The 24,753-nt window shown below is 59.8% G+C and carries 26 protein-coding genes; 17 read left to right on the top strand and 9 right to left on the bottom strand.

Going from position 1 to position 24,753, the window contains the following annotated elements:
- Positions 1-112: 112 nt before the first annotated feature.
- Both eno and ftsB read left to right on the top strand, forming a co-directional pair.
- A complete protein-coding gene (gene eno, locus V8G57_RS03845; RefSeq protein ID WP_092396318.1) occupies positions 113-1,396 on the top strand; it encodes a phosphopyruvate hydratase in 1,284 nt (427 codons plus the stop codon).
- A 68-nt stretch (positions 1,397-1,464) separates the two neighbouring features.
- Positions 1,465-1,839: a cell division protein FtsB gene (ftsB, locus tag V8G57_RS03840; RefSeq protein ID WP_092396320.1), complete on the top strand. Its 375-nt coding sequence runs from the start codon at positions 1,465-1,467 to the stop codon at positions 1,837-1,839.
- 59 nt (positions 1,840-1,898) lie between these two features.
- Here ftsB and hslO read toward each other — a convergent pair whose 3' ends face one another.
- Both hslO and V8G57_RS03830 read right to left on the bottom strand, forming a co-directional pair.
- Positions 1,899-2,861, bottom strand: a complete 963-nt coding sequence (hslO, locus tag V8G57_RS03835; protein WP_342828249.1) for an Hsp33 family molecular chaperone HslO — start codon at positions 2,859-2,861, stop codon at positions 1,899-1,901.
- A gap of 52 nt (positions 2,862-2,913) precedes the next feature.
- Positions 2,914-3,438, bottom strand: coding sequence for a gamma carbonic anhydrase family protein (locus V8G57_RS03830; protein ID WP_092396324.1), 525 nt, complete (start codon positions 3,436-3,438; stop codon positions 2,914-2,916).
- Between the two features lie 105 nt (positions 3,439-3,543).
- Between V8G57_RS03830 and V8G57_RS03825 the strand changes: the two genes are divergently transcribed.
- Positions 3,544-4,395: a ferritin-like domain-containing protein gene (locus V8G57_RS03825; RefSeq protein WP_342828248.1), complete on the top strand. Its 852-nt coding sequence runs from the start codon at positions 3,544-3,546 to the stop codon at positions 4,393-4,395.
- On the opposite strand, the gene V8G57_RS03820 is transcribed toward V8G57_RS03825, so the two are convergent.
- From V8G57_RS03820 to V8G57_RS03805, 4 genes are read right to left on the bottom strand one after another with little or no spacing between them, the layout of a single operon-like run.
- Positions 4,392-4,940, bottom strand: coding sequence for an RDD family protein (locus tag V8G57_RS03820; RefSeq protein ID WP_342828247.1), 549 nt, complete (start codon positions 4,938-4,940; stop codon positions 4,392-4,394). The two genes, V8G57_RS03825 and V8G57_RS03820, sit on opposite strands and share 4 nt — an antisense overlap.
- Before the next feature lie 5 nt (positions 4,941-4,945).
- Positions 4,946-5,665 carry a DUF3106 domain-containing protein gene (locus V8G57_RS03815; protein ID WP_342828246.1) on the bottom strand — a complete coding sequence of 240 codons (720 nt, stop codon included), beginning with the start codon at positions 5,663-5,665 and terminating at the stop codon, positions 4,946-4,948.
- Positions 5,662-6,072, bottom strand: a complete 411-nt coding sequence (locus V8G57_RS03810) for a DUF3619 family protein (protein WP_092396332.1) — start codon at positions 6,070-6,072, stop codon at positions 5,662-5,664. The genes V8G57_RS03815 and V8G57_RS03810 overlap by 4 nt, the downstream gene beginning before the upstream one ends.
- Positions 6,069-6,638, bottom strand: coding sequence for an RNA polymerase sigma factor (locus V8G57_RS03805; protein WP_092396334.1), 570 nt, complete (start codon positions 6,636-6,638; stop codon positions 6,069-6,071). Before V8G57_RS03805 ends, V8G57_RS03810 begins: the two co-directional genes overlap by 4 nt.
- A gap of 623 nt (positions 6,639-7,261) precedes the next feature.
- Here V8G57_RS03805 and V8G57_RS03800 point away from each other — a divergent pair.
- The 10 genes from V8G57_RS03800 to V8G57_RS03755 all read left to right on the top strand — a co-directional run bounded on the left by V8G57_RS03800 (position 7,262) and on the right by V8G57_RS03755 (position 16,979).
- On the top strand, positions 7,262-8,989 hold the full coding sequence (locus tag V8G57_RS03800; RefSeq protein ID WP_092396338.1) for an acetolactate synthase 3 catalytic subunit: 1,728 nt from the start codon (positions 7,262-7,264) through the stop codon (positions 8,987-8,989).
- Between the two features lie 2 nt (positions 8,990-8,991).
- Entirely contained in the window at positions 8,992-9,483 is a 492-nt protein-coding gene (gene ilvN / locus V8G57_RS03795) for an acetolactate synthase small subunit (RefSeq protein ID WP_014005248.1), read from the top strand.
- A gap of 82 nt (positions 9,484-9,565) precedes the next feature.
- A complete protein-coding gene (gene ilvC / locus V8G57_RS03790) occupies positions 9,566-10,582 on the top strand; it encodes a ketol-acid reductoisomerase (protein ID WP_061942400.1) in 1,017 nt (338 codons plus the stop codon).
- Between the two features lie 149 nt (positions 10,583-10,731).
- Entirely contained in the window at positions 10,732-11,682 is a 951-nt protein-coding gene (locus V8G57_RS03785) for an ion transporter (protein WP_342828245.1), read from the top strand.
- Between the two features lie 157 nt (positions 11,683-11,839).
- Positions 11,840-12,592, top strand: a complete 753-nt coding sequence (locus V8G57_RS03780; RefSeq protein ID WP_342828244.1) for an SIMPL domain-containing protein — start codon at positions 11,840-11,842, stop codon at positions 12,590-12,592.
- Complete coding sequence (locus V8G57_RS03775; RefSeq protein WP_092396344.1) at positions 12,589-12,780, top strand: hypothetical protein; 192 nt, start codon at positions 12,589-12,591, stop codon at positions 12,778-12,780. Before V8G57_RS03780 ends, V8G57_RS03775 begins: the two co-directional genes overlap by 4 nt.
- Positions 12,781-13,143: 363 nt before the next feature.
- Complete coding sequence (locus V8G57_RS03770) at positions 13,144-13,788, top strand: phosphatidylserine decarboxylase (RefSeq protein WP_342828243.1); 645 nt, start codon at positions 13,144-13,146, stop codon at positions 13,786-13,788.
- A gap of 42 nt (positions 13,789-13,830) precedes the next feature.
- Positions 13,831-14,706, top strand: a complete 876-nt coding sequence (pssA, locus tag V8G57_RS03765; RefSeq protein ID WP_342828242.1) for a CDP-diacylglycerol--serine O-phosphatidyltransferase — start codon at positions 13,831-13,833, stop codon at positions 14,704-14,706.
- 113 nt (positions 14,707-14,819) lie between these two features.
- Positions 14,820-15,293 carry a peptidoglycan-binding protein LysM gene (gene lysM / locus V8G57_RS03760; protein WP_092396348.1) on the top strand — a complete coding sequence of 158 codons (474 nt, stop codon included), beginning with the start codon at positions 14,820-14,822 and terminating at the stop codon, positions 15,291-15,293.
- A gap of 135 nt (positions 15,294-15,428) precedes the next feature.
- Positions 15,429-16,979: a 2-isopropylmalate synthase gene (locus tag V8G57_RS03755; protein ID WP_092396522.1), complete on the top strand. Its 1,551-nt coding sequence runs from the start codon at positions 15,429-15,431 to the stop codon at positions 16,977-16,979.
- 115 nt (positions 16,980-17,094) lie between these two features.
- Here the strand turns inward: V8G57_RS03755 and V8G57_RS03750 are convergent, their stop codons facing one another.
- The 3 genes from V8G57_RS03750 to V8G57_RS03740 all read right to left on the bottom strand — a co-directional run bounded on the left by V8G57_RS03750 (position 17,095) and on the right by V8G57_RS03740 (position 20,209).
- On the bottom strand, positions 17,095-17,760 hold the full coding sequence (locus tag V8G57_RS03750) for a gamma-glutamylcyclotransferase (RefSeq protein ID WP_342828241.1): 666 nt from the start codon (positions 17,758-17,760) through the stop codon (positions 17,095-17,097).
- 191 nt (positions 17,761-17,951) lie between these two features.
- A complete protein-coding gene (locus tag V8G57_RS03745; protein ID WP_342828239.1) occupies positions 17,952-18,872 on the bottom strand; it encodes a sugar kinase in 921 nt (306 codons plus the stop codon).
- Between the two features lie 20 nt (positions 18,873-18,892).
- Positions 18,893-20,209: an amino acid deaminase gene (locus V8G57_RS03740; RefSeq protein ID WP_342828238.1), complete on the bottom strand. Its 1,317-nt coding sequence runs from the start codon at positions 20,207-20,209 to the stop codon at positions 18,893-18,895.
- A gap of 174 nt (positions 20,210-20,383) precedes the next feature.
- Between V8G57_RS03740 and V8G57_RS03735 the strand changes: the two genes are divergently transcribed.
- From V8G57_RS03735 to V8G57_RS03720, 4 genes are all read left to right on the top strand, one after another.
- Positions 20,384-21,265, top strand: coding sequence for a MurR/RpiR family transcriptional regulator (locus V8G57_RS03735; RefSeq protein ID WP_092396354.1), 882 nt, complete (start codon positions 20,384-20,386; stop codon positions 21,263-21,265).
- Position 21,266: 1 nt separating this feature from the next.
- A complete protein-coding gene (locus V8G57_RS03730) occupies positions 21,267-22,808 on the top strand; it encodes an N-acyl-D-amino-acid deacylase family protein (RefSeq protein ID WP_342828237.1) in 1,542 nt (513 codons plus the stop codon).
- 26 nt (positions 22,809-22,834) lie between these two features.
- Positions 22,835-23,218 (top strand): RidA family protein, encoded by a 384-nt coding sequence (locus V8G57_RS03725; RefSeq protein WP_014005262.1) that lies wholly within the window; start codon positions 22,835-22,837, stop codon positions 23,216-23,218.
- Positions 23,219-23,356: 138 nt separating this feature from the next.
- The gene (locus V8G57_RS03720; protein WP_092396358.1) at positions 23,357-24,709 is read left to right on the top strand and encodes a GntP family permease; all 1,353 of its coding nucleotides are present in this window, start codon (positions 23,357-23,359) and stop codon (positions 24,707-24,709) included.
- Positions 24,710-24,753 lie beyond the last annotated feature (44 nt).

The raw sequence follows: 24,753 nt of genomic DNA, 5'->3' as shown, positions 1-24,753 counted from the left end.
GCTTGAGGGATGGAATATATCGCTGCCGCTATACAAGCAAGTGGCGGTGCGTGAAGTCTGATCCCGCAAATGGTTTTAATATCGCGCATATTTTTATTTGATAGGGAAATACATGAGTGCAATCGTTGACATCATTGGCCGCGAAATCATTGATTCGCGCGGTAATCCGACAGTCGAATGCGACGTCCTGCTGGAATCCGGCGTCATGGGCCGTGCGGCCGTGCCGTCCGGCGCGTCCACCGGTTCGCGCGAAGCGATCGAACTGCGCGACGGCGACAAGAGCCGTTACGGCGGCAAGGGCGTTTTGAAAGCCTGCGAGCATATCAACACTGAAATTTCCGAAGCCATCATGGGCCTGGACGCCAGCGAACAAGCGTTCCTGGACCGCACCCTGATCGATCTCGACGGCACCGAAAACAAAGGCCGCCTGGGCGCCAACGCCATGCTGGCGGTATCGATGGCGGTGGCCAAGGCCGCAGCTGAAGAAGCCGGCCTGCCGCTGTACCGCTATTTCGGCGGCAGCGGCGCGATGCAGATGCCGGTGCCGATGATGAACGTCATCAACGGCGGCGAACATGCCGACAACAACCTGGATATCCAGGAATTCATGATCATCCCGGTTGGCGCACCGAGCTTCCGCGAAGCGCTGCGTTACGGCGCCGAAGTGTTCCACGCGCTGAAGAAAATCCTGCACGACAAGGGCCTGTCGACCGCGGTCGGCGATGAAGGCGGCTTTGCGCCTAACCTGGCCAGCCACGAAGAAGCGCTGAAGCTGATCATCCAGGCGATCGAAGCCGCAGGCTACGAGCCGGGCACCCAGATCGCCCTCGGCCTGGATTGCGCCGCCAGCGAATTCTACAAAGACGGCAGCTATGTGCTGGCCGGCGAAAACATGACCCTGACCGGCGCCCAGTTCACCGGCCTGCTGGCGTCGTGGTGCGACAAGTACCCGATCATCAGCATCGAAGACGGCATGGCGGAAAACGACTGGGACGGCTGGAAACTGCTGACCGAAACACTCGGCAAGAAGATCCAGCTGGTAGGCGACGACCTGTTCGTCACCAACACCAAGATCCTGAAGGAAGGCATCGAGAAAGACATCGCCAACTCGATCCTGATCAAGATCAACCAGATCGGCACCCTGACCGAAACTTTCGCTGCGATCGAAATGGCCAAGCGCGCCGGCTATACCGCGGTGATCTCGCACCGTTCGGGCGAGACTGAAGATTCGACCATTGCGGATATCGCGGTTGGCATGAACGCCTTGCAGATCAAGACTGGCTCGATGTCGCGTTCGGACCGCATGGCGAAGTACAACCAGCTGCTGCGCATTGAAGAAGACCTGGGCGACATCGCCAGCTATCCTGGGCGCGGCGCGTTTTATAATCTGAAGTAATCAAGCCGGGGTGGGCATCAGTGTCCGCCCCGATTTACATATAAGACAGTAGAACCAAGCCCGAAACGATGCGCCTGATTGCCATTTTCCTGACTGCCTTGCTGATACTGGTCCAGTACCCACTGTGGCTAGGCAAGGGGGGGTGGCTGCGCGTCTGGGACATGGACCAGCAAGTGCATGCGGCGCATGACAAGATCGACGAATTGAAAGCCCGCAACGCCAAGCTGGATTCGGAAGTACACGATTTGAAAGAAGGCACCGGCGCGGTCGAAGAACGGGCGCGCACCGAGCTGGGCATGATCAAGCAGGACGAGATCTTTATCCAGATCCTCGATCCGAACGGCAATCCGGCCGATGCGCCGGCGCCGCCCAATGCCGCATTGACGGCGGTCGAAAAGACCGTAGCGGTCGCGGTGCCGACGGAAAAGAAACCAGAACGCTGATATTCCTCAACCGGCAGCGCGCCCATGCAGTATGCAGCGCCCCGGTCCCCACTTGATTCTTAATGTTTGCTGCTGCCGGTAGGCAGCAGCGCTTCAACCGGCGCCGCGCTGGCAAACAGATGCGCGCAATCGACTTTGTCGAACTCATAATGCTGGCCGCAGAAATCGCAGTCTACCGCCAGCTTGCCGAGGTCGGCGAGCGCTTCTTCGATTTCGGGCTGGCCCAGCATCTTCAGCATGTTGCCGACTTTTTCACGTGAACAGTTGCACTGGAAGCTAGGCTGCTGCGGTTCGAAAACACGGATGGTTTCTTCCCAGAACAAGCGGCGCAGCAAAGTCTGGATGTCGGTCGACAGCATTTCTTCAGGGCGCAAGGTGCCGCCCAGCGCCAGGAAGCGGTTCCATGTTTCCAGCTCATCGTTGACCGGGACGTCGATGCCGCCGTGATTCGGCAGTTTCTGCAGCAGCAGGCCGCGTGCGACCTTGTCGTCGGCGGCCAGCCACAGCTTGGTGTCGAGCTGTTCCGAACGCAGCATGTAGTTTTCAATGACAGTCGCGACATTCTCTCCGTCCAGCGGTACGATGCCCTGGTAAGCCTGCTGGCCCGGCATCTTGTCCTGCGGGTCTAGCGTGATGGCAAAACGTCCCTGGCCGTTCAGGTTGACCAGCTGCGGCATGCTGGCGTCGGGATCGATCACCGCGTCTGGCGCCAGCTTGGCGGTGGCGCGCATCTGCAGCTGCGAATCGCATTCGACCACCAGCAGCCGGATCGGGCCGTCGCCATGGATCTGCATGACGATGACGCCGTTGAATTTCAGGTTGGCCGACAGCAGCGCCGCTGCCGCCATCATCTCGCCCAGCAAGGTCTTCACCGGTGCCGGGTAGTGGCGGTGCGCCAGCACCTGCCGCCAGGTGGAGGACAACTCCACCAGCTCGCCGCGCACGGCGGCATTCTCCACCATGAATTTTTGCAGCGAATCGCCATGCGCATCGCCTGCATCCGTCATCTTTGTTACGTCCATATTTTTTATCCGCTGATTTATTGCTTGATTGCTGCTGCTTGTTGTTCGATTGTTACCCGATTTGCTTCAGGCCGTTCTTGTACTCTTGTCCGCGTTCTATGTAGTGCCTGGCGTTGCCGGCCAGCGCCGCCACGTCCTGCTCGCTCAGGGTGCGCACGGCTTTGGCCGGGCTGCCGATGATCAGCGAGTTGTCCGGGAATTGCTTGCCTTCGGTAACCAGCGCACCGGCGCCGACCAGGCAGTTCTTGCCGATCTTGGCGCCGTTCAGGATCACCGCCTGGATCCCGATCAAGGCGCCGTCGCCAATCGTGCATCCGTGCAACATTGCCTGGTGGCCGACCGTCACGTTCTTGCCCAGCGTCAGCGGAAAACCCATGTCGGTATGCAATGTGCAGCTCTCCTGCACGTTGCTGCCCTGGCCGACCGTGATCAGCTCGTTGTCGCCGCGGATGTTGACCCCGAACCAGACGCTGGCGTCGGCTTCAATCCTGACCTTGCCGATCAGGTTGGCGGAAGGCGCAATATACGCAGAAGGGTCGATATCGGGGGCATGTTCGCCCAATTGGTAGATGGCCATAAATTTCCGTAAAATGCTGGTTGCCGGGCATGGCCCTGATTCAATTCCTGTAGATAGGTCCAAGTTGCGATTTTTCAACCGTAGCGCCATTTTACCGCTGTCAACATGAACCATTCACTCTTTGCCGCGCCAGCCGACTTGCGTAGCGCTGCCTTGCACTGTTTGTGCGAGGCAGATGTCGCTGCCAAGGTCGCCGGCGTCGAGGCGATGGCGACGGCCTGGGAGAATGCCGCCATGGCGCTGGACAGCGAGTCTGAATTGCGTCCGGCCCTGGGCATACCGGGACGTCCGCCGCAGCCGCTGCTGGTCCCGCCGCGCGAGGTCAAGCATCGCTCCATGGCCACTGTGGAAGGGCGTGCCGCCATGATCCACGCCCTGGCGCATATCGAATTCAATGCCATCAACCTGGCGCTCGATGCGATCTGGCGCTTCGCCGGCATGCCGCACGATTATTATGCCGACTGGCTGCGTGTGGCCAAGGAAGAAGCTTATCACTTTAGCCTGCTGGCAAGGCATTTGCGCAGCCTCGGGTTTGCCTACGGTGATTTCGCGGCGCATGACAGCTTGTGGGAGCTGACCGAGAAGACCAGCCATGACATCCTGGCCAGGATGGCGCTGGTGCCGCGCCTGATGGAGGCACGCGGCCTGGATGCGTCGCCGCGCACCCGCGCCAAGCTGGCGCAGGCCGGCGACGAACAGGCGGCTGCCATTATAGACATCATCCTGCGCGACGAGATCGGCCATGTGGCGATCGGCAACCGCTGGTATGGCTGGCTGTGCCAGGCGCGCGGACTGGAGCCGCTGGCGACATTCGCCGCCCTGGCCGTGCAGCACAAGGCGCCGCAGCTGCGCGGGCCGTTCAATCTGGAGGCGAGGAGGGCGGCGGGTTTTTCCGACGCAGAATTGCAGGTCTTGCTGCAGGAGGTGGAGCAGGGGCTAAGCAGGCGTCCGGCCTAGTGATACCACTTGTGCTTGCCGGGACGTTTGGCGATATCCGCCATGTTGACCAGCTTGGTGCCGGCGATGCGGTCGTGCAGGAACTGGCGCTGCGGATCGAGGTAAGCGGTCATCGCCCACAGCAGGAAATTCGCGGCCGGGATCCAGACCAGCATCCAGGTATGCGCGCCTAACGCCCACGCCAGCGCCAGCCCGGGCAGGAACCAGCACCAGCTGAGCAGGAAACGGATGGCGGCGCGGCCGGCCTTGACTGCGCTGCCGTCTCGGTTGACCAGCTGGATGCGCCAGGTTTTCATGGCGAGCGTTTGTCCGCCGTGGCTCCAGCACCAGACGAAATACAGGGTCAGCACAAGGAACAGCCAGGCTTGCTGGGCGTGCCGCAGGTATAGCGCGTGGCGCTGCTGCAGCAAGGTGGAAAAAATCCAGCCGGAAATGAACAGGATGCCGAACAGCAGCATGGATTCATACATGATGCTGCCGAAACGGCGTTTCAGCGATGGCGTTTGCTGCTGGCTGGGGAGCGCGCTGGTAGCGGAAGGATCCAAAATGCTTATTTCGCGGTTGGCGCCAGTACCGGGCTCGGGCCTGGCGCCGTCGCCGCCGCAGGAGCGACCACGGCAGTCTGTTCCTGGCCGGCCGCCGGCGTCAGGCTGGCTGGCGCGGCAGGTTTAGGCTTGTTCAGTTTGGCCGGTGGCATGGTGGTTACCCGCTTGTGGTTCGGCGCGGCTTGTTCGGCCAGCTCTTTCTTTTGCTGTTCCGACAATTGCTGGTACTGCTGCCAGCGCAAGGCCCGTTGTTCGGTATCGAGCTTGTTGGCGCGGGCATAATTCTCGCGCGCGATACGGCGTTGTTCAGGAGTCAATGTTACCCAGCCGCGCATCCTAGCCTGCAGCCTCTCCTGCTCAGCCGGCGTCATGCTGGCGTAGCGGTTGCTGATTTCCAGCCATTTCTTGCGGGTAGCCGGCTTCAGCTTGTTCCAGTCGCCTGCCAGCGGCTCCAGCACATGCTGCTGGACAGCGCTCAATTCATTCCAGTTAGGCGCGGTGATGCCCACCACCTTGGTCATTTTTGGAGGGGGCAGCGGGGCCGGCTTGACACTGACGACAGCCGGCTGTGCAGCTGCAGGCTGTGCCGCAGCCTGGGTCGATGTGAACGGCCCCAGCACCGCCAGCGCCGCGCCGCCGCTCACCAGCAGTGCGCAGGCGGCGCCGATCAGGCGCTTGCGGCGGCTGCTCAGCATGCCTGGCTTGGAAGAGGAGGTTGGCGTCATTGGTCTTGCTGCTGTTGGGCGAGATAGGCGCTAAAGCCGTTATCCAGGTAGGCCGACGGCGGCAATTCGTCCGAGAGCACGGCAGCGTCGATGTCGGCGGTGGCGGCGATCCGATGTTGCTGTTCATATTGGTACAGGCCCGACAGCAGCACCATGCCGACCAGGATAGGCGCAGCGACGCCGAGCCGCGTCAGCCAGGACAGGCGGTTGCCGAAAAAGCTGCCGGCGTGGCCTGCCAGCACGCCTTGGCGCGCCAGGACGCGGGTCGGCGCATCTTTTTTCTTGCGTGCCATGGCCGCCTTGCGGGCAGCCGCCAGGCGGTCGGCGGTCGGGGCCGGCAAATTGTCCAGGTTTTCATTCAGTGCGTGCCGCACCTTGAAAGCGAAATTGATTTGTTTGTGGTTCATAAACTGATTCCTTTGGCCTTGAGCGATAGCGCCAGGGCGTGCGTTGCACGAGAGCAGTGCGTTTTCACGCTGCCTTCCGAGCATCCCATTGCGGCCGCGGTCTCGGCAACATCCATGTCCTCCCAATAACGCATCAGGAAGGCTTCTCGTTGACGCGGCGGCAGCTTCTGTACTTCTTCGTCGATGATGTTGAGAATTTGCTCACGTTCCAGCTTGTTGGCGCTGGATTCGGTCGCTTGCGAATCTTCATCCGATTCGAAGGTCTCGAGGACGTCGTAATCCTCGTCATTGGCGTTGTTGCGCCCCATGCTGGAAAACAGGCTGACCCAGGTGTTGCGTACTTTTTCCCTGCGGAAATAGTCATGGATCGTGTTCTGCAAGATGCGCTGGAACAGCATCGGCAGCTCGGCTGCGGGTTTGTCGCCGTATTTTTCCGCCAGCTTGATCATCGCGTCCTGGACGATGTCCAGCGCGGATTCGTCTTTGCGGACGGCGTAGACCGCCTGCTTGAAAGCCCGGCGTTCTACGTTTTCAAGGAAATCGGAAAGTTCTTTATCGGTGGCCATGCATCGCGGCGGATTGGGTCATACACTACTGCTGATTCAAGATTCTCAAAATTCTGTTATGCGGCCGGAACACAGTCACAGGCAGGGAGGCCCCGGTGTTGACTGGTTTACGCTAGCCGCCCTTGGCCTGTGCCTGGAAATCGCGGTTCGCCTTGCCTTCATTACGATGGCTTGCGATTAATTTCCAGACTGGCCGAATGCTAGCAAAAAAGGCGGGGTTTGTGGGCAAATCTACTGCAAAAGACACGATTTAACTTGGATTTCATGTAATTTGGCTTGACCGGAATGAAACTACGCATTATGGTAGCTATCCACTTCAGAACCCTGGAGTGCCAGCCTTTTCGCTGACGACTCAAGATGTTGTTCAACGGACAGGCATGCTTCACATTTGTAAGCTGTTTGCTCCAACCCGTGCCACAAGCGCGAGAAACAGGCAACGGCGTAATCAGAATTTTCGGCCGAACGAGTAGCGTTTAGCGCCATTTTGAATCGTATCTACGGCTACGCAACGGAATGACGTGATCGCACAAAAAAGGGACGCCGTGGCACTGGTACGCTGCGCCATTTCGTCAGGAAAGAGCATCCGATCAATTTCCAATGGACCTTGAAAGGATCTAGTCATCATGAGCAAAGATACAAACCTGCCTGTTACCGGCGCGGAAATTCTCGTGCGCTGCCTGGCGGAAGAGGGTGTCGAACACGTGTTCGGTTATCCCGGCGGCGCAGTGCTGTACATCTACGACGCCATATTCCAGCAAGAAAAATTCCAGCATATCCTGGTACGTCATGAGCAAGCTGCGATCCACGCAGCCGATGCCTATTCCCGCAGTTCGAACAAGGTTGGCGTGGCCATTGTCACGTCCGGCCCCGGCGTCACCAATGCGGTGACCGGCCTGGCCACGGCCTACATGGACTCGATCCCGATGGTGGTGATTTCGGGCCAGGTGCCGTCGTATGCGATCGGCGAGGATGCGTTCCAGGAATGCGACACGGTCGGCATCACCCGTCCCTGCGTCAAGCACAACTTCCTGGTCAAGGATGTCAAGGACCTGGCGTCGACCATCAAGAAAGCTTTCTTTATCGCCAGAACCGGCCGTCCCGGCCCGGTATTGGTGGATATCCCTAAAGACATCTCCATGCACCGCCACGTTTTCGACTATCCGAAGGAAGTCGAAATGCGTTCCTACAAACCGGTCGACAAAGGCCACTCGGGCCAGATCCGCAAGGCGGTGCAACTGCTGCTGAGCGCGGAACGGCCGATGATCTACGCCGGCGGCGGCGTGATCCTGGCGAATGCCTCGCCTGAGCTGAACAAGCTGGTGGACCGCCTGGGCTACCCATGCACCACGACCTTGATGGGCCTCGGCGGCTACAAGTCGTCCAGCGACAAGTTTGTCGGCATGCCCGGCATGCATGGCACTTATGAAGCCAACATGGCGATGCAGAACAGCGACGTGCTGATCGCCATCGGCGCCCGCTTTGACGACCGTGTGATCGGCAATCCGAAGAATTTCACCTCGGTCTCGCGCAAGATCATCCATATCGATATCGATCCATCGTCGATTTCCAAGCGCGTCAAGGTCGATATCCCTATCGTCGGCAACGTCAAGGATGTGCTGCAGGAACTGCTGGCGCAACTGGATGCCGCAGAGACCCGGCCGAATGCGCCGGCCTTGTCCAACTGGTGGAAGCAGATCAACGACTGGCGCGGCCGCGAGTGCCTCAAGTTTGCCGATTCCAACGAAGTGATCAAGCCGCAGTCCGTGGTGCAGAAGGTATGGCAGATCACCGACGGCGACGCGTTCATCACCTCCGACGTCGGCCAGCACCAGATGTGGGCGGCCCAGTACTACGGCTTCGACAAGCCGCGCCGCTGGATCAATTCCGGCGGCCTCGGCACCATGGGTGTCGGCTTGCCGTACGCAATGGGCGTGCAGATGGCCAACCCGGGTTCGACCGTGGCCTGCATCACCGGCGAAGCATCGATCCAGATGTGCATCCAGGAACTGGCTACCTGCAAGCAATATCACCTGACGCCGAAGATCATTCTGCTCAACAACCGTTTCCTCGGCATGGTCCGGCAATGGCAGCAGATCGATTACGGTTCGCGCTATTCCGAGTCCTACATGGATTCGCTGCCGGATTTCACCAAGCTGGCGGAATCCTTCGGCCACGTCGGCATGAAGATCGAAAAGCCGGGCGACGTCGACGGCGCGCTGAAAGAGGCGTTCGGCATGAAGGATCGCCTGGTATTCATGAATTTCATTACGGATCAAACCGAAAACGTCTGGCCTATGGTCAAGGCGGGCAAGGGCTTGACTGAAATGCTGCTCGGTTCGGAGGATCTGTAATCATGCGACACATCGTTTCTGTACTGCTGGAAAATGAAGCGGGCGCCTTGTCGCGCGTGGTCGGCCTGTTTTCCGCCCGTGGCTACAACATCGAGACATTGACGGTCGCACCGACCGAAGATGCCACCTTGTCACGCATGACCATCGTGACAAGCGGTTCGGATGACGTGATCGAACAGATCACCAAGCACCTGAACCGTCTGATTGAAGTCGTCAAAGTGGTCGACCTGACCGAAGGCGCACATATCGAACGCGAACTGATGCTGATCAAGGTGCGCGCAGTCGGCAAGGAACGTGAAGAAATGAAGCGCACCGCGGACATTTTCCGCGGCCGCATCATCGACGTCACCGACAAGTCCTATACCCTGGAACTGACAGGCAACAAGGGCAAGCTGGATGCGTTCATCGATTCGATCGACCGCGCGGCGATCCTGGAAACCGTCCGTACCGGCGGCTCGGGCATCGGCCGCGGCGAGCGCATCCTCAAAGTTTAAATAAAATAAGCAGTCATCGCGCTGGAGCGTCCAGCGCGTTTTAAAGCAAAATTCACATCAAATTACCTATATAGGATCAAAAATGAAAGTTTTCTACGACAAAGACAGCGACCTCTCCCTGATCAAAGGCAAGAACGTTGCCATCATCGGTTACGGTTCGCAGGGCCATGCCCATGCACAAAACCTGAACGATTCCGGCGTCAAGGTCACAGTCGGCCTGCGCAAGGGCGGCGCCTCGTGGGACAAGGCAAAGAACGCGGGCCTGAACGTGGCTGAAGTCAACGATGCGGTGAAAGCCGCTGACGTCATCATGATCTTGCTGCCGGACGAAAACATCGCCCAGGTTTATGCGGAAAACGTCGCACCGTTCGCCAAGCAAGGCGCTACGCTGGCATTCGCCCACGGCTTCAACGTGCACTACGGCCAAGTCGTGCCGCGCGCCGACCTGGACGTGATCATGATCGCTCCCAAGGCGCCTGGCCACACTGTGCGTGCGACCTACACCCAGGGCGGCGGCGTACCGCACCTGATCGCCGTCTATCAAGACAAGTCCGGCAGCGCCCGCGACATCGCCTTGTCGTATGCAACCGCCAACGGCGGCGGCCGTGCCGGCATCATTGAAACCAACTTCCGCGAAGAAACCGAGACCGACCTGTTCGGCGAACAAGCCGTGCTGTGCGGTGGTGCGGTGGAACTGATCAAGGCTGGTTTTGAAACCCTGGTGGAAGCCGGCTACGCGCCTGAAATGGCTTACTTCGAGTGCCTGCACGAACTGAAGCTGATCGTCGACCTGATCTATGAAGGCGGCATCGCCAACATGAACTATTCGATCTCCAACAATGCTGAATACGGCGAATACGTCACCGGCCCGCGCATCGTTACCGAAGACACCAAGAACGCCATGCGCCAGTGCCTGAAAGACATCCAGACCGGCGAATACGCGAAGAGCTTCATCCTGGAAAACAAGGCTGGCGCGCCAACCCTGATTTCCCGTCGCCGCATCACTGCAGAACATCAGATCGAGCAAGTCGGTGAGCAGCTGCGTGGCATGATGCCTTGGATTAAGAAAAACAAAATGGTTGACCAATCGAAGAACTAATCAGAAATCGATTAGCTCCGGCGAAAAAGGACGGCATTGCCGTCCTTTTTTCATTTCAGGGATTCAGGCAGAAGCGATTGACCTGCACTCCCACATTGTTTAGATTGTGACGATCCTCAATCGTGGCGGCTTTTTATTCCTTGGGCAATATGGCAACTAACACAATCGGCAGCAAATTCGGCAAGCCCGACCGCGGCTGGCGGGAGCGCCTGTACACGATTATTTTTGAGGCCGACACCGCCGCCGGGCGCCGCTTCGATACCGCCTTGCTGATCATCATCGTGCTCAGCGTGGCGACTGTGATCATCGACAGCGTCGGCGCCGTGCGTTCGCGCGATTTGCTGGCGCTGAATATTCTCGAATGGCTGTTCACCATCTTGTTCACCCTCGAATACGTGGTGCGCCTGCTGTGCGTCAAGCGCCCCTTGCGCTATGCCCTCAGCCTGTTCGGCATCATCGACCTGATATCGATCCTGCCGACCTACCTGGCGATCCTGCTGCCGGAATTCCATTTCCTGATCGATGTCCGCCTGCTGCGCATGCTGCGCGTATTCCGCGTGCTGAAGCTGCCGCGCTATTTCGACGAATCGCAGGTCCTGCTGCAGGCGCTGCGCAACAGCCGCCACAAGATCCTGGTGTTCCTCGGCGTGGTGCTGATCATGAGCGTGATTCTGGGCACCATCATGTATGTGATCGAAGGGCCGGAAAACGGCTTTACCAGCATCCCGGTCGGCATGTACTGGTCGATTGTGACGCTCACCACCACCGGCTATGGCGACATCCATCCGAAAACGCCGATGGGCCAGCTGATTACTTCCTGCGCCATGCTGCTGGGCTACGGCATCATCGCCTTGCCGACCGGGATCGTCGGCGTGGAACTGGCGATGACCATGATGAAGGGCACGCCGACTACCCGCACCTGCACCCATTGCCTGACCGAAGGGCATGAAGCCGATTCCCTGTTTTGCAAACACTGCGGCGAGAAGCTGGAGCCCTATCAATACGATGCCGCCGCAGCCGGCGCCGATCCGTTCAGCACGCTGGCGGAATTCAGAGGCCGCATGGGCCGTAATGTGCACCAGGATCCGCCGGAAAAATAAGGCTGCGCCACGGCTTTTTGCGATCTTGCGTTTGCCGCCAACTGCAGGCAATATTGTCAGCGAACTAATTCGACAGAACACAATCGAAGGTTGGTCTGTAATTGATAGTCTTTGGGGCGCACTTCCGGTAGCGCTCCATTTTTTCTTGGAGAAGAATATGTCGCGATCACGCAAATTGATGTTGTCGTCACTGCTGGCTGCAACGGGTTTCGCCGCGCACGCCCAGGCGCCGACCAGCGGTACCCTGGTAGTGGTGCCGGCCTACGGTGAAGTCAAGCACGCCAATGACCAGGTAAGGATTACCTTCAACGTTGAAGAGCAGGACAAGGACAAGGCGGCGGCGGCTTCCCGCGTCAACCTGAAGATGAAGCAGGGCACCGATATCCTCAAGCGCCAGGACCCGCAGGCGATCTTGCAGACACGCGGTTATTACACCTACCCGGTCTATCCGGAAGACCAGCCGCAGCCGCGCGGCAATGCCAACAAGCCGCGCCAGCCAACCGGCTGGCGCGTCGGCCAGTACCTCGATGCCACCACCACCAATTTGAACAACCTGCCGAAAACGGTCGCCGCGGTGCAAAGCATCCTGGGCCTCAACGGCCTGTATTTCGGCCTGAGCGACGCCACCAGCAAAAAGCTGGATGACCAGCGGATCGCCGCCACCTACCAGAACCTGACCGAGCGCATCGCTTCCATCGCCCGCGCCATGGGCCGCAATGCGTCGGACGCCGTGCTCGACACGATAGATTTTGAAGGTTCAGGCAACTATGCCCAGGAATCCGCGGCGGCGCCGAAGGCGATGATGATGCGCGCTGCGTCGATGGATTCCGCGCCAGTGGAAGAACCTAGTTTCGAACCGGGCGAAACCACCCTGAACATGCGCGTGGTCGGCAAAGTCCGCTTCAAATGAGCCGCCTGGCCGTCTTTAGCCTGGCCCTGGGCATGACATTGGCGCTGGCCGCCTGCAAGCCGTCGGCGCCGACGCCGCAAGTCTTCAAGGCCCAGACCGATGCGCTGGAAAAGGCAAAAGGGGTTGAACAGCAGTTGCAGCAGGCCCAAGACAAGGCCAAGGCAGCTGAAGAAGAACAGCAGAAATAAGAAAGAGAAGCTGGAGCGCTCGCTTCAGCTTCTTTTTTCTGCGATATCCCGCATATTTATTGTCATATTAAAAATATTTCCCTGATTGTGTTTATCCAGGCCAATAAAACCGAGCGAAAAGCTTGGTCTTTTTATACAATGCCAAGGCGCTGTTTCTTTCGATGAACATCCAGACCCCTGATATCATGCAGGCGGCCTCATATCACCGACTTGCCAGCGTTAGTTGACCAAGAAGCAGCATGGCGGCTGGCAGAACTGGCTGTGCGCCCCCGGCAAGCAATAAAGCGGCAGGTTACATTTATTTCCCGCTCGACTAGAATAGCCACGCTTTCAAATTTCCATCATTTACCCAGATAATCCGGAGTGCAGTTGAATAATTACCCCCATCCTATTATTGCCCGCGAGGGCTGGCCGTTTTTGGGCATCGCCTTTGCGGTCGCGCTGCTGATCACGTTTTTCTCTCCTGCATGGTCGCTGCCATTCTGGATTATTGCTTTGTTCGTATTGCAGTTTTTCCGCGATCCGGCCCGTGTGATTCCACAGAATCTGGCCGCAGTGCTGTCACCGGCCGACGGCCGCATCGTGGTAGTGGAAAAAACCATGGATCCTTACGCTAATCGCGAAGCCCTGAAAATCAGTGTCTTCATGAACGTATTCAATGTCCATTCGAATCGCGCCCCGGTCGACGGCAAGATCGAGAAGGTAGAGTATTTCCCGGGCAAGTTCGTCAACGCCGACCTCGACAAGGCTTCGATCGAAAACGAGCGCAACGCCCTGGTCATCACCGCCGCCAACGGCCAGACCGTGACTTGCGTGCAAGTCGCCGGCCTGATTGCGCGCCGCATCCTGTGCTACGTCAAGGTGGCCGACGTGCTGGCGCGCGGCCAGCGCTACGGCTTTATCCGTTTCGGTTCGCGGGTCGACGTCTACCTGCCGCTGACGGCCACGCCCAAGGTTGCAGTGGGCGACAAGGTATCCGCCACCGAGACCATCCTGGCCGAATTTTAAGCAGTGTTGCTGGTAATCAGAGTCGATTGAAACGGAACTTACATGGCCACATTCAAGCGCCGTAAAGCGAAGAACAACATCGCGCAGTTCCCCAAGGCGCTGCGCCCGAACAAGAACACCGAACGCAGCGAATACCTGGACCAGGACGCAGGAGACCAACCGCCGGTGCGACGCCGGCGCGGCATCTACCTGCTGCCGAACGCCTTCACCACGGCGGCGCTGTTCTGCGGTTTTTATGCAATCGTGATGGCGATGAACCTGCGTTTCGACCAGGCTTCGATCGCCATCTTCGTGGCGATGGTGCTGGACAGCCTGGATGGCCGCGTGGCGCGCCTGACCAATACCCAGAGCGAGTTCGGCGCGCAATACGACAGCCTGTCCGACATGGTGTCGTTCGGCGCCGCGCCGGCGCTGGTAGTGTATGAATGGTCCTTGCGCGGCATGGGCAAGCTGGGCTGGCTGGCAGCTTTCGTGTATTGCGCCGGCGGCGCCTTGCGCCTGGCGCGCTTCAACACCAACATCGCGGTGGTCGACAAACGCTATTTCCAAGGCTTGCCCAGCCCTGCGGCGGCGGCCCTGGTGGCCGGTTTTGTCTGGCTGATGGACGATCTCGGCTTTCGCGGCGCATCGCTGAGCTGGGCGGCATGGGCTATCACCCTGTACGCTGGCCTGACCATGGTCAGCAATGTCCCTTTTTATAGCTTTAAAGACATCAACCTGCGCAAGCCGATGCCGTTCATCGCGGCTTTCATGGTAGTGCTGGCGCTGGTGGCGATTTTCAGCGATCCGTCGAAGGTGCTGTTCGGCCTGTTCGTGCTGTACGGCCTGTCCGGTTTTGGCGTGTATTTCTGGCGCTGGTTCAAGGGCAAGCCGGTCAGCATCGTGCAGACGGAACTAGAGCACGACGATAAGGACTAAGGTAATGCCTGTGAAACATTAGTAAGGTTAAATGTTGTTAAACCTTGGGTTGCAAGCGGCACTGTAGGGCAGCAAGTGGCATCATACTTTTTCAACTATTACTGGAGAAAAAAATGGGTTTACTTTCTTTTTTTAAGGATGCCGGTGAAAAGCTCCTGGGACATAAACCAGCGGAAGTTGCTGCTGCTCCTAATGTCGAAGAACTGCAAAACCAGGCAGCGGATGCGATCAAGGCCTACGTCGGCACGCAAGGCATCGACACCAGTGGCCTGACGCTCGCCTTTGATGCAACCAAATCGGAGGTTACCGTCAGCGGTGAAGCGCCGGACCAGGCAACGCGCGAGAAAATCATCCTGTGCTGCGGCAATGTCAAGGACGTCGCCAGCGTGAACAGCGACAACCTGAAGCCTGATGTCGATGAGTCGCAATGGTACACAGTGGTCAGCGGCGACAATCTGTCGAAGATCTCCAAGGAGTACTACGGCGATGCAAACAAATACAATGCAATTTTCGAAGCCAACAAGCCAATGCTGAAAAGCCCAGACCTGATTTATCCGGGCCAGATGCTGCGTATTCCGCCACAGTAATTCGGATTCAACCCGAACAGAACCGCCCGGTAAGCCCCGGGCGGTTTTTTTACGGCCGCCGCTTTGTGATTTTTATACCGGATTCTCTCAAAGTCTTTAAAATTGATGGTTTACAAGACCAATCAGGAGCACAGCATGGCAGCCAACTCGCCCGAAAAACTGATCATATTCGACACCACTTTGCGCGATGGCGAACAATCGCCCGGCGCCTCGATGACCAAAGATGAAAAGATCCGTATCGCCAAGCAGCTGGAACGGATGAAAGTCGACGTGATCGAAGCCGGGTTTGCTGCCGCTTCTCCCGGCGATTTCGAGGCGATCAAGGCAATCGCCGGCATCATCAAGGATTCCACGGTCTGTTCTCTGTCGCGCGCCAACGACAAGGACATCGCGCGCGCTGCCGAAGCGCTGCAGCCGGCCGAACGCAAGCGTATCCATACCTTCCTGGCGACCTCGCCGCTGCACATGGAAAAAAAGCTGCGCATGACGCCCGACCAGGTGTTCGAACAAGCCAGGCTGGCGGTGCGCTATGCCCGCAAATTCACCGACGATGTGGAGTTCAGCCCGGAAGACGGCAGCCGCTCCGACATGGACTTCCTGTGCCGGGTGCTGGAGGCAGTGATCGCTGAAGGCGCGACCACAATCAACTTCGCCGACACCGTCGGCTACGGCGTGCCGGAACTGTACGGCCACATGCTGAAGACTTTGCGCGAGCGGATTCCTAATTCGGACAAGGCGATCTGGTCGGTGCACTGCCACAACGACCTCGGCATGGCGGTCGCCAATTCGCTGGCGGGCGTGATGATAGGCGGCGCGCGCCAGGTCGAATGCACCATCAACGGACTCGGCGAGCGGGCCGGCAATACGGCGCTGGAAGAGATCGTCATGGCGGTCAAGACCCGGCGCGATTACTTCAACCTGGACATCGGCATCGACACCACGCAGATCGTGCCGGCTTCCAAGCTGGTGTCGCAGATCACCGGGTTTGCAGTGCAGCCGAACAAGTCGGTGGTGGGCGCCAATGCCTTTGCCCACGCTTCGGGGATCCATCAGGACGGCGTGCTGAAGGCGCGCGACACCTATGAAATCATGCGCGCCGAAGATGTCGGCTGGAGCGCCAACAAGATCGTGCTGGGCAAGCTGTCGGGACGTAATGCATTCAAGCAGCGGCTGGAAGAGCTGGGCATCGCGCTCGAATCGGAGACGGAAGTGAATGCGGCTTTTGCACGCTTCAAGGAATTGGCGGACCGCAAGTCGGAGATATTCGACGAAGACATCATCGCCCTGGTTTCGGATGAGCAGCATTCGCACGACAAGGAGTTTTATCGTTTCGTGTCGCTATCGCAGCATTCGGAGACTGGCGAAAAGCCTAGCGCCAGCGTGGTGTTTTCAATCGACGGCAAGGAGTCCAGCTGCGAAGCGGAGGGCAACGGACCGGTGGACGCCATCGTCAACGCCATCGAAACCAAGGTAGCCAGCGGCGCCGAGCTGCTGCTGTTCTCGGTCAATGCGATTACCACCGGCACCCAGTCGCAGGGCGAAGTGACCATGCGCTTGTCCAAGGCCGGCCGCATCGTCAACGGCGTCGGCGCCGACCTGGATATCGTGGTGGCGTCAGCCAAAGCCTACCTGTCAGCGCTCAACAAACTGCACTCGAAGTCCGAAAAACTGAACCCGCAGCTATAACAGCAGTTAAATAGGGTCAGAGTCGAATTATTGAACAACAATAATTCGACTCCGACCCTATTTAACGGTCCACGGAGTACGTGCAGCCGCATTCGATGGTCTTCATCGACCGTTACTAACCAGATTCCAGCTGCGCCCACAGCCGCGCCAGGTATGGATCGCGGAATCCTTCTTTAAGCAGCCCTTCCAGGGTATGCCGCAAATAATCCCTGGCCGGCCCGTAGAGTCCGCAGGCGTCGCGCAGGTGGGAAACCACTTTCGGGTCCGGCAGCCGGCCGGTATAGCTTTCATGCTGGCGGTTCATGACGAACGCCAGCGCCTTGACGCGCGGGCCGTTCTTGCCCTTGAGTTGCATCGGCAGCCAGCGCGGATGGTAAGCGCCTGTCATCATTTCACGGCGCCACAGCATTTTCAGTTCGGTTTCGATGCTGATGGCGGGGATGCGGAAGGCGATGCCCTGGCAGGAGCCGCCGCGGTCCAGCCCCAGCACCAGGCCGGGATTATCCCAGGTGCCGCGGTTGATGCGCGAATACAGGTAAAAGCCGCGGTGATAGCCGTACAGCATGGCCGGCACGCGCTCGCTGTATTCCACCATCGGATTCCAGATCAGGGAACCATAGCCGAACAGCCAGACATCGCCGTCGGGATCGGGCAGGGACGCCAGGGCGGCGCGCCAGGACGCCTCCAGCGCTGCTTCGGATAGCAGGGCGGAAGCAATCGGGGTGTTATCCAGGATGGTCCGCAGGCGGTCCTGTTCAAGATCTTCACGCGTGATACTCATGGCTACAGAATAAGCCAGATCAGCCGTCGGCAACAAGTGCTTTGCCAAATCGCCGGCGAACTTGCCTCACCCCTTGAGGGCAGCCGGGATAAACGCTCGCCGCCACGAGGGAACAGCAGGCGCGCCGACGCCGACGGCTGCCGTACAGGGAGCCGTCGGCAGGCTGCTGCAGCAATGCAACAGCCGGTCAACTAATTCGAACCTAGTATTTCTTCGACCTGCGCTGCGCGCGGAATCGGCGCAACCGCGCCATAACCTGTCGTCGACAAGGCGGCGCAGACATTGGCGTAGCGGGCGGCGTGGAAGGGATCGTCGCCGGCCGTCAGGCGCGCGATGAAAGCGCCGCCGAAACAATCGCCGGCGCCGGTAGCATCGACTGCTTCCACGCCGTAAGCCGGCACCAGACGCCGTTCGCCGGCGGTAGCGACATAACAGCCTTCGGCGCCAAGCTTGAAGGCGACCAGGCCGATGCCGTAGGACAGCAGGGCGTCGACAATCGCATCGCGGTCGTCAAGGCCGGTGAGGGCGCTGACGTCGTCCCAGCTGGGCAGGCAGACGTCGCACAGCGCAAACGCCTCGCGCATTTTTTCGCGGGCCCGTTCCAGCGGCCAGAGTTTCAGCCGCAGGTTGGTGTCGAGCGAGGTGCGTACGCCGTGCTTGCGCGCATGCGCCATCGCCGCCAGGCCGGCATCGCAAGCCGATTCGCTGATCGCCAGGCTGATGCCCGACAAATGCAGCACCTTGGCCGCAGCGATCGCCGCCAGCGGCAGCTGTGCGCTGGCATAGCGGCTGGCGGCCGAGCCGGCGCGCAGGTAGTCGAAGTGATGGCCGTCCTGGTCGTGCGAAACGAAATACACGCCGGTGGCGGCGTGCGGATCGCTGGCGACATGGCTGGCGTCTACCTGTTCGGCCAGCCACAGGTCACGCAGTTTCTGGCCGAAATGATCGTTGCCGAGCGCGCTGATATAACCGCTGCGCGCACCCTGGCGGGCCGCGGCGATGCAGAAATTCGAGGTGTCGCCGCCGAAGCCCTGCAAGTACATGCGCGCATCGTGCTGCCGCTGGTTGAACTCCACCATGGCTTCGCCATAGGCCAGGATATCTGTAGTCATTGCGTGTGCCGGCATAAAAATTAAAAGAAGGTCTGGATCACGTCCACCACCTGGTGCTGCGCATCAAGCACCGCTATCTGGCGCCACTTGTCGAAGGTCAGGCAAGGATGAGAGATGTCGAAGCCGATCATGTCGCCGACCTTGATATCGTCGCCTTCGGCGATCTGCAGATAGGCATGCTGGTCCATCATGCCGGTCAGTTGCCAGTGCGCCGGGGTGGCCGCCGGCGCCGTGCTGCCGGGACGATAGTGCAGCGCCGGCGACGGCAGGCCGGCGTCGAATGCGGCGTCGCGCTTGCCGAGTGCAATGATGGCCTTGCCGGTTTCCGGGATCGACTGCACATACGCCCACAGCTGCAGGGCCGGCTGCAGTTCGGTGCGCATTTTGCGCGCGATAGGATTGCGGGTCTGGATCTGTGCCTGCGCCGCGCGATAGATGCCGACATCGTGGGTCAGGTAGCAGCCGGGGCGCAGCACTACGTCCAGCGGCAGGCCGATCTCGGTCTTGGCGAATTCCTCGGCGACCACGTCGTACCAGGCCGAACCGGCGCCGGTCAGGATGACCGGCCGTGCCGCGCTGCCGCCGGTGCGGGCAGCAAAGCGGCCATCCTTGGCCAGCTGTTTGGTGCAGGCCACCGCATGCTGCAGGAAAGCGCGGATATCGGCTTCTTCTTTCAGCACGCCTTCGTAGACTTCGACGCCGGCCAGCACGATGCTCTCGGGCCAGCGCGCCAGCGCCGCCAGCACCGCCGCCTGCTGCTGCGCATTGCGGATGCCGGTGCGGCCGCCGTCCGGCCCCAGTTCCAGCAGCACATGCAGCTTTTGCTTGCGCGCCTGGAAGAACGCGCCCAGCTGGTCGACGCCGTCGGCCGAATCGACCAGGCAGCAGAATTCAAAGGACGGGTCAGCCAGCAAATCGGAAATGAGCGCCATGTTCTGCTTGCCGACCAGCTGGTTGGCCATGATCACGCGCCGCACGCCGTGCCGGTAGGCGACCAGGGTCTGGTGGGCGGTCGCCAGGGTAATACCCCATGCGCCTCCGGCCAGCTGGCGCGCAAACAGCTTTGGCGCCATCGTGGTTTTGCCGTGTGGCGCCAGCTTGACGCCGTATTCCGTGACGAACTGCTGCATCCACTGCAAGTTGTGCGTCATGCGCTCGTCGGAGAGAACGGCCGCAGGCAGGCTCAGGTCTTCCCGCAGCAGGTTCCAGTTGCGCGCCTTGACCTCGGCGGCGGGTAATCCCTGCTCGAATGCACCCAAGCCTTTGTTCAAGGGATCGATTACCGGATTTTCGTAATCGCTATGATAGTCGCTGTGATAGTTAATAACATTAGTCATCAAATCTCCTCCTTCAGAATTCATTTGACGTAATCATATCCTTGAATTTACTATATTAAAAGTATGTTACAAAGTAACATGCCGTTTTCTTCCTGCCGTGTCCGTTGCCGGGATGCTGCGCTTTTATTGCCATTCCACCCGTGTTGCTGGATTAGCAGCGGATGACCTAAGCCGATGACCCAATTATTCGATATTGTCTCGCGCATCGCCGAACGCAGCAGCCAGCTGCGCCTGGCTGAGCAAAAAGTGGCGCAGGCAATCCTGGGCGACCTGCCGTTTGCGGCAAGCGCCAGCATCCAGACCCTGGCCAGGCAGGCCGGCGTCAGCGAAGCCAGCGTGACGCGTTTTGCCAAGGCTATCGGCTGCCGCGATGTGCGCGAACTGAAGATGCGCCTGGCCCAGGCGGCGGCGATCGGCCAACGGTTTTTGCGAGTAGAGAATTCCATTGCTGAAAACCAACTTCCGCAAATCGTCGACATTGTCTATGCCGATATCCACAAATCGCTGGAGGTCAACCGCAGCCTGCTGAGCCAGGACAACCTGCTGCAGGCGGCGCAGGCGCTGCTGCGGGCGCGCATGATTTACGCCTTTGGCATGGGCGGCGGCTCGACTATGCTGTCGGATGAGGCGCGCTATCGGCTGGTGCGCCTGGGGCGCCCGGTGGCCACCTACCACGACGCCATGCTGCAGAAAATGGTGGCGGCGACGCTTGACAAGGACGACGTCATCCTGGCCTTGTCGACTACCGGCAACGTGCCCGAACTCAACGCCAGCTGCGCCATCGCCAAGGAGTACGGAGTGCGGCTGGTGGCGATCACCGCCCTCGGCTCGCCGCTGGCGGCAATGGCCGATGTGCTGCTGCCGCTGAAGTCGCTGGAAACCGATTTCATTTTCAAGCCATCATCATCGCGCTACGCCATGATGATGGCGCTGGACGTGCTGATGACAGAGTTGGCATTGCTGCAAAAAGATCGCAGCCAGGAGTTGCTGCGGCGCCTGAAATTCACACTGGATACACATCGCGGCGGCGGCAATCGCGAGCCGTTGGGAGATTGAGATGAGCACTGATTCACATTCAAATGCATTGCCTGCGCCGGGCGGCGACCTAAGCTGCGACACCCTGATCCGCAACGTATCGGTGATCGACGGCAGCGGCAGCCCGGCCTATGTCGCCGACGTCGCGCTGGCCGGCGGCCGCATCCTGCATATCGAACCGCACAGCGAAGCCCGCGCCGGCGCGCTTTCCGGCTGGCAGGCCGGGCAGGTGGTGGACGGCAGCGGCAAGGTCCTGAGTCCCGGCTTCATCGATGTCCACACGCACGACGATACCAACGTGATCCGCACGCCGAGCATGCTGCCGAAACTGTCGCAGGGCGTCACTACCGTGGTGGTCGGCAATTGCGGCATCAGCGCCGCGCCGGTCAGCCTCAAGGCGGAACCGCCGGATCCGATGAACCTGCTGGGCGAAGCCAGCGCTTTCAGCTATCCGACGTTTGCATCCTATGTCGCAGCCGTGACCGAGGCCCGGCCGGCGATCAACGTCGCCGCGCTGATCGGCCATACCGCTTTGCGCAGCAACCAGATGGACCGGCTGGACCGCGCCGCCACTGAAACGGAAATCGCCGCCATGTGCGCACAGCTGCGCGAAGCGCTGGCGCATGGCGCGCTCGGGCTCAGCACCGGCCTGGCCTACGGCAATGCAATCAATGCGCCGACCGCCGAAGTGCTGGCGCTGGCGGAACCGCTGGCCGAGGCAGGCGCGATTTACGCGACCCATTTGCGCAGCGAATTCGCCGACATCCTGGAAGCCATGGATGAAGCATTCCGCATAGGCAAGCACGCCAGGGTGCCGGTGGTGATTTCGCACCTGAAATGCGCCGGCGTCGAAAACTGGGGCCGCAGCGCCGAAGTGCTGGAAGCGCTGGAGCAGGCGCAGCGCTACCAGCCGGTCGGCTGCGACTGCTATCCCTATACCGCCAGCTCATCCACCCTGGACCTGAAACAGGTGACCGACACCATCGACATCATGGTGACCTGGTCCGAACCCGAGCCGGCCATGGGCGGCAAGCTGCTGGCCGAGATCGCCGCCGAATGGCAGGTCGACCTGATGGCGGCGGCGCGGCGCCTGCAGCCGGCCGGCGCCGTCTATCACTGCATGCAGGACGACGACGTCAACCGCATCTTGAGCCATCCGGCCAGCGTGGTCGGCTCGGACGGCCTGCCTAACGATCCCTTGCCGCATCCGCGCCTGTGGGGCGCATTCCCGCGTGTGCTTGGCTATTACAGCCGCGAACAGAAGCTGTTCCCGCTGGCCGTGGCGATCCGCAAGATGACCGGCTTGTCGGCTGAGCGTTTCGGCCTGACCGAGCGCGGCCTGGTGCGCGAAGGTTATTGGGCCGACCTGGTGCTGTTCGATGCCGAGACCGTGCGCGACGCCGCCACGTTTGCCGATCCGATGCAGCCGGCCGAAGGCATCGAAGCGGTATGGGTGAATGGCGCCTTGTCTTACCTGGGCGGCGCGCAAAAAGCGCCGACCGAGTTGCGGGCGGGGCGTTTCCTGGCGCGGCGGGCCGGCGTCAGCGGCAGTCTTGCTGGTTGAATCTTGTTTTTTACTGAGGAGTAGTCATGACAATCAAACGATATGGTGTTGAAGGTGGTTCGGGAACCGGCGGCCAGCATCTGCCGTTCGCGCGGGCGGTGGAAGCCGATGGCTGGCTGTATGTATCCGGCCAGGTGGCGATGGTGGACGGCGAAGTGATCGACGGCGGCATCGTCGCCCAGTCGCACAAGACCATCCAGAATGTGCTGGCGATCCTGAAAGAAGCCGGCTACGGCCCGGAACACGTGGTGCGTTGCGGCGTCTGGCTCGATGATACGCGCGATTTCCAGTCGTTCAACCGGGTCTTCAAGGAGTATTTCGGCGCCAACCCGCCGGCACGCGCTTGCGTGCAGTCGAGCATGGTGGTCGATTGCAAGGTGGAAGTAGATTGCATCGCATATAAAAAATAAACCGGGTCCAGGCTGGCGAATAGACTGGCAACCGGTAGGGAATAGTTGCAAAATGGCGCCGTCATGGATTTGCGGCGCCGAGGCCGGCAGCGGACATGTGGCGGTGTCAAAAAATAAATCGGACTTTAGGAGGATTTGATGGAGATGGTTCAGGGAAATATGTTGCTGCTCTATGCAGTGATTGCCGTGATCGCACTGGTGGTGCTGATCGCAAAGTTAAAGATGAATCCGTTCATCGTGCTGATCGTGGTGTCGGTGATCTTGGGCCTGGTGGTCGGCATGCCGATGGCCAGCATCGTCAAGTCCTACGAAACCGGTGTCGGCGGCGCTTTGGGACATATCGCGCTGGTGGTCGGGCTGGGCACCATGTTCGGCAAGATGATGGCCGAATCTGGCGGCGCCGAGCGCGTGGCCAACACCTTGATCGGCGTATTCGGCCCCAAGCGGGTGCACTGGGCCATGATGGTGGTGGCGCTGATTGTCGGTTTGCCGGTGTTCTTTGAAGTCGGTTTCGTGCTGCTGATCCCGATCGCATTCAACGTCGCCAAGCGTACCGGGACGTCGATGATCATGGTCGGGATCCCGATGGTGGCCGGCCTCTCTGTCGTCCACGGCCTGATCCCGCCGCATCCGGCCGCGCTGTTCGCCGTGACCGCTTACAACGCTGATATCGGCCGCACCATCATGTATGCGCTGATTGTCGGCATTCCTACCGCGATCATCGCCGGCCCGCTGTTTGCCAAGCTGATCAGCCGCTTCGTCGTGCCGAATCCGGACAATCCATTGATCGCCCAGTTCGTGGAAGAAGACAAGAACCGCGAACTGCCGGGTTTTGGCATCACCATTGCGACCATCCTGTTGCCGGTGGCGCTGATGCTGATCGGTAGCTGGGCCGATGTGTTTTTCACTCCTAAAACCTTTGCCAACGATTTCCTGCGCCTGATTGGCAACTCGGTGATTGCGCTGCTGATTGCGACGCTGGTAAGTTTTTATACCTTCGGCAAGGCGCGCGGCTTTGATCGTGCGGCAATCCTGAAGTTTACTACCGAGTGCCTGGCGCCTATCGCCGGCATCACGCTGATCGTTGGCGCGGGCGCCGGTTTTGGCCGGATCCTGATCGATGGCGGCGTGTCCAAGGCAATTGTCGAACTTGCCAACAATGCGCATTTGTCGCCGTTGCTGCTGGGCTGGTTCGTGGCGGCGCTGATCCGGGTTGCCACCGGTTCGGCCACCGTGGCGATGACTACCGCCTGCGGCATCGTCGCGCCTATCGTCACCGCCGCCGGCGTCACCGTCAGGCCGGAGCTGATGGTGCTGGCCACCGGCGCCGGTTCGCTGATCCTGTCGCACGTCAACGACGGCGGGTTCTGGCTGGTCAAGGAGTACTTCAACATGACCGTGACGGAAACCTTCAAGACCTGGACCGTGGCCGAGACCATCATTTCGGTAGTGGCGCTGTTGCTGACCCTGGGATTGGCTACAGTGATCTGATCCGCCTGAAGGCCAGTATTTCAAATACCGCGGCGGGCGGAACG

Origin of the sequence: Collimonas rhizosphaerae (genome assembly GCF_038896935.1) — a bacterium.
In the GTDB taxonomy this organism is placed as follows: domain Bacteria; phylum Pseudomonadota; class Gammaproteobacteria; order Burkholderiales; family Burkholderiaceae_D; genus Collimonas; species Collimonas rhizosphaerae.
This window is presented reverse-complemented; position numbering and strand designations above follow the sequence as displayed.

Coding starts and splice junctions, on each gene's coding strand:
- eno (WP_092396318.1), top strand. CDS start 113: ATGAGTGCAATCGTTGACATCATTGGCCGCGAAATCATTGATTCGCGC.
- ftsB (WP_092396320.1), top strand. CDS start 1,465: ATGCGCCTGATTGCCATTTTCCTGACTGCCTTGCTGATACTGGTCCAG.
- hslO (WP_342828249.1), bottom strand. CDS start 2,861: ATGGACGTAACAAAGATGACGGATGCAGGCGATGCGCATGGCGATTCG.
- V8G57_RS03830 (WP_092396324.1), bottom strand. CDS start 3,438: ATGGCCATCTACCAATTGGGCGAACATGCCCCCGATATCGACCCTTCT.
- V8G57_RS03825 (WP_342828248.1), top strand. CDS start 3,544: ATGAACCATTCACTCTTTGCCGCGCCAGCCGACTTGCGTAGCGCTGCC.
- V8G57_RS03815 (WP_342828246.1), bottom strand. CDS start 5,665: ATGACGCCAACCTCCTCTTCCAAGCCAGGCATGCTGAGCAGCCGCCGC.
- V8G57_RS03810 (WP_092396332.1), bottom strand. CDS start 6,072: ATGAACCACAAACAAATCAATTTCGCTTTCAAGGTGCGGCACGCACTG.
- V8G57_RS03805 (WP_092396334.1), bottom strand. CDS start 6,638: ATGGCCACCGATAAAGAACTTTCCGATTTCCTTGAAAACGTAGAACGC.
- V8G57_RS03800 (WP_092396338.1), top strand. CDS start 7,262: ATGAGCAAAGATACAAACCTGCCTGTTACCGGCGCGGAAATTCTCGTG.
- ilvN (WP_014005248.1), top strand. CDS start 8,992: ATGCGACACATCGTTTCTGTACTGCTGGAAAATGAAGCGGGCGCCTTG.
- ilvC (WP_061942400.1), top strand. CDS start 9,566: ATGAAAGTTTTCTACGACAAAGACAGCGACCTCTCCCTGATCAAAGGC.
- V8G57_RS03785 (WP_342828245.1), top strand. CDS start 10,732: ATGGCAACTAACACAATCGGCAGCAAATTCGGCAAGCCCGACCGCGGC.
- V8G57_RS03780 (WP_342828244.1), top strand. CDS start 11,840: ATGTCGCGATCACGCAAATTGATGTTGTCGTCACTGCTGGCTGCAACG.
- V8G57_RS03775 (WP_092396344.1), top strand. CDS start 12,589: ATGAGCCGCCTGGCCGTCTTTAGCCTGGCCCTGGGCATGACATTGGCG.
- pssA (WP_342828242.1), top strand. CDS start 13,831: ATGGCCACATTCAAGCGCCGTAAAGCGAAGAACAACATCGCGCAGTTC.
- lysM (WP_092396348.1), top strand. CDS start 14,820: ATGGGTTTACTTTCTTTTTTTAAGGATGCCGGTGAAAAGCTCCTGGGA.
- V8G57_RS03755 (WP_092396522.1), top strand. CDS start 15,429: ATGGCAGCCAACTCGCCCGAAAAACTGATCATATTCGACACCACTTTG.
- V8G57_RS03750 (WP_342828241.1), bottom strand. CDS start 17,760: ATGAGTATCACGCGTGAAGATCTTGAACAGGACCGCCTGCGGACCATC.
- V8G57_RS03745 (WP_342828239.1), bottom strand. CDS start 18,872: ATGACTACAGATATCCTGGCCTATGGCGAAGCCATGGTGGAGTTCAAC.
- V8G57_RS03740 (WP_342828238.1), bottom strand. CDS start 20,209: ATGACTAATGTTATTAACTATCACAGCGACTATCATAGCGATTACGAA.
- V8G57_RS03735 (WP_092396354.1), top strand. CDS start 20,384: ATGACCCAATTATTCGATATTGTCTCGCGCATCGCCGAACGCAGCAGC.
- V8G57_RS03730 (WP_342828237.1), top strand. CDS start 21,267: ATGAGCACTGATTCACATTCAAATGCATTGCCTGCGCCGGGCGGCGAC.
- V8G57_RS03725 (WP_014005262.1), top strand. CDS start 22,835: ATGACAATCAAACGATATGGTGTTGAAGGTGGTTCGGGAACCGGCGGC.
- V8G57_RS03720 (WP_092396358.1), top strand. CDS start 23,357: ATGGAGATGGTTCAGGGAAATATGTTGCTGCTCTATGCAGTGATTGCC.